This window comes from Streptomyces solincola, from assembly GCF_002982015.1.
Lineage (GTDB): Bacteria > Actinomycetota > Actinomycetes > Streptomycetales > Streptomycetaceae > Streptomyces > Streptomyces solincola.
The window spans coordinates 1-2,018 of record NZ_PVLV01000672.1 but is presented as its reverse complement, the minus strand read 5'-3'; the positions used below and the strand labels follow the sequence as shown (position 1 = coordinate 2,018).

Annotated in this window: 1 protein-coding gene; it reads right to left on the bottom strand. The window is 70.8% G+C overall.

Annotated features, from left to right (window positions below; translation table 11 throughout):
• Positions 1 to 94: 94 nt before the first annotated feature.
• On the bottom strand, positions 95 to 1,828 hold the full coding sequence (locus C6N75_RS29125; protein WP_105871838.1) for a BCCT family transporter: 1,734 nt from the start codon (positions 1,826 to 1,828) through the stop codon (positions 95 to 97).
• Positions 1,829 to 2,018 lie beyond the last annotated feature (190 nt).

The following is a 2,018-nucleotide window of genomic DNA, read 5'->3' as shown; positions in this document are numbered from 1 at the left end:
GGCCGGAGGCGCGGTTCGGGCAGGTCCGGGGGTACGCGGCGGGGGCCCCGTCCGGTGATCGGACGGGGCCCCCGCGGCGTACCGGGCCGGGCGGTCAGACGGCGCCCGGGTCGTCCTTGCGCCGCTCGCGCCCCTCGCCGGTCGGCGTCGCGCCGCTCGCGGGCTCGTTGTCGCCGGGGCCGATGCGGATCTCGAAGTCGCCGGAGTACTTCTCGTGGCCGGCGATGACCGCCTCCTCCACGGCCTCCTCGGCGATCTCGCCGCGCACGATGAGCGGGTCGCGGCGCAGGTCCTTCATCAGCGCCCAGCACATCCCGATCATGACCAGCACGAAGGGCGCGGCCACCAGGATGGTGAGCTGCTGGAGTCCGGCGAGGGCGTCGCCCTTGCCCTGTCCGACCAGCAGCATGATGGCGGCCACCGCGCCGGTGACCACGCCCCAGAAGACGACGACGAACCGGGCCGGTTCGAAGCTGCCCCGCTGGGAGAGGGTGCCCATGACGATGGAGGCGGCGTCCGCGCCGGAGACGAAGAAGATGCCGACCAGGATCATGACGACGAGGCTGGTCACGCCGGCGATCGGGTACTCCTGGAGCACGCCGAAGAGCTGGGCCTCCTGGCTCATGTCGCCGCTGATCCGGCCGTCCTCGGCCAGGCTCATCGAGGTGCCGCCGAAGATGGCGAACCAGATCAGGCTGACGGTGCTGGGGACGAGGATCACGCCGCCGACGAACTGACGGATGGTGCGGCCCCGGCTGATGCGGGCGATGAACATGCCGACGAACGGCGTCCAGGAGATCCACCAGGCCCAGTAGAAGACCGTCCAACTGCTCAGCCAGTCCGCCACGTCACCGCCGCCCGTGGACGCCTCGGTGCGGCCGGCGAGCTGCGGCAGTTCGTCGAGGTAGGCGGCCAGCGAGGTGGGCACCAGGTCGAGGATCAGGATGGTGGGGCCGGCGATGAAGACGAAGGCCGCCAGCAGCACCGCGATCACCATGTTGGTGTTGGACAGCCACTGGATGCCCTTCTCCACCCCGGAGACCGCGGAGAAGACGAAGCAGACCGTCAGCACGGCGATGATCGCGACGAGCAGCCCGGTGCCGGCCTTGCTCAGCCAGCCGACCTCCTGCATGCCGCTGCCGATCTGGAGCGCGCCCAGGCCCAGGGAGGTCGCCGAGCCGAAGAGGGTGGCGAAGATCGCGAGGATGTCGATGACCCGGCCGGGGGCGCCCTCGGCCCGCCGCTTGCCGATCAGCGGGGTGAAGACGGCGCTGATGTTCTGCCGCCGGCGCCGCCGGAAGGTGCTGTACGCGATGGCCAGGCCGACCACCGCGTAGATGGCCCACGGGTGCAGCGTCCAGTGGAAGAGGGTGGTGGCCAGCGCGGTCTGCATGGCGTCGGCGGCGTCGGCCGGGTCGGTGCCCGGCGGCGGGTCGGTGAAGTGGGCGAGCGGCTCGCTGACGCCGTAGAACATCAGCCCGATGCCCATGCCGGCGCTGAACATCATGGCGACCCAGGACACCGTGGAGAACTCGGGCTTCTCGTGCTCCTGGCCCAGCTCGATGCGGCCGTAGCGGCTGACCGCGAGCCAGAGCGCGAAGACCACGAAACCGGAGGCGGCCAGGACGAACGCCCAGCCGCCGTTGTGCATCAGCCCGTCGAGCAGGGTGGAGGACACGCTCTCCAGCGCGTCGGTGGCGGTGGCGCCCCAGACCACGAAGGCGAGGGTGAGCACCGCCGTCACACCGAAGACGATCTTGTCGGTGACGGGCGGCGCGTCCTCGTGCGGGTGACGGCCCGGCAGGGCCGCCTTCACCGGCAGCCGCATGCGCTGCGCCGGTTTGCGTTCGTCCTTCTGCACGGGTGCACCTTTCGCGATCATGGCCTGATTTCGCTGCTGCTACCCCCTCATACAGACTTCACACGTTCCTTATGCGCGCAAGCGGTGCGGGTCCTGTGGGGGGGTGCGGCGGTCGCCGCACCCCCCCACAGGACCCGCACCGCTTGCGCGCATAAGG

Bases quoted from the DNA above. Each gene is read 5' to 3' on its own strand.
- C6N75_RS29125 (WP_105871838.1), bottom strand. From the start codon at position 1,828: ATGCGGCTGCCGGTGAAGGCGGCCCTGCCGGGCCGTCACCCGCACGAG.